Below are 983 nucleotides of genomic sequence, written 5' to 3' on the forward strand. Positions count from 1 at the left end.
CTCATCTACGCTTATCGCAAGTTAGTACGTCCTTCATCGCCTCTGACTGCCAAGGCATCCACCGTGTACGCTTAGTCACTTAACCATACAACCCCAAAGGGTCTTGCGTATGGCCCATTTGATTTCACTTTTTAAAGTGAAGACAAATAAGCAACCAAGGTTTGTGTCTCTCATTATTTGAATGAGCGAGAGACATTTCGATTTTGCCGGACTCAAATATGAACAACATCCTAAGACGTTATTCCCAAGAACACTTGAATGTGTATTTTGGTACCTACATCTCTAAGAGATATAGGATTTGAGAACTTTTATTTGAATAACAACGCTTATCAAAAGATAAGGGGATTGTTGTTATTCGTCAGCTTTCCAAATTGTTAAAGAGCAAAGTTTCTTAAAACGAAACCATGTTTAAAAACACTCTACTTTCTATTTCAAAGAAAGTGCGTTTAAAGATGGTGGGCGATACCGGGCTCGAACCAGTGACCCCCTGCTTGTAAGGCAGGTGCTCTCCCAACTGAGCTAATCGCCCATTATTCAAGAAATGGTGGAGCTATGCGGGATCGAACCGCAGACCTCCTGCGTGCAAGGCAGGCGCTCTCCCAGCTGAGCTATAGCCCCATATCTTGAGTTTTAATTCCTAATGGAAGGAATGGTGGGTCGTGCAGGATTCGAACCTGCGACCAATTGATTAAAAGTCAACTGCTCTACCAACTGAGCTAACGACCCATGGTATCCCGTAGGGGAGTCGAACCCCTGTTACCGCCGTGAAAGGGCGGTGTCCTAGGCCTCTAGACGAACGGGACACTAATCGTAAGCGTTTGGGAACGCTTAATACTCTAAAACCGTATAAACCATCAATCTGTGTGAACACTCATCGCAATAATCTTTCGTATTAAGGAGGTGATCCAGCGCCAGGTTCCCCTAGCGCTACCTTGTTACGACTTCACCCCAGTCATGAACCACAAAGTGGTAAGCGTTCCCCC

4 tRNA genes and 2 rRNA genes are annotated in these 983 nt (G+C 45.2%); all 6 read right to left on the reverse strand.

The features are described 5' to 3' along the window. Positions 1-85 (reverse strand): 23S ribosomal RNA (locus ACFFUV_RS24015); the annotation flags it as partial. Positions 86-453: 368 nt separating this feature from the next. Next, positions 454-529: transfer RNA gene (locus ACFFUV_RS24020), tRNA-Val, on the reverse strand. Positions 530-542: 13 nt separating this feature from the next. Continuing rightward, positions 543-618 (reverse strand) — tRNA-Ala (locus ACFFUV_RS24025). A 32-nt stretch (positions 619-650) separates the two neighbouring features. Further along, positions 651-726: transfer RNA gene (locus ACFFUV_RS24030), tRNA-Lys, on the reverse strand. 1 nt (position 727) lies between these two features. Beyond that, positions 728-803: transfer RNA gene (locus ACFFUV_RS24035), tRNA-Glu, on the reverse strand. Between the two features lie 90 nt (positions 804-893). Then, positions 894-983, reverse strand: a 16S ribosomal RNA gene (locus ACFFUV_RS24040); the annotation flags it as partial.

The sequence above is a fragment of the Vibrio olivae genome, from assembly GCF_042428525.1.
Lineage (GTDB): Bacteria > Pseudomonadota > Gammaproteobacteria > Enterobacterales > Vibrionaceae > Vibrio > Vibrio olivae.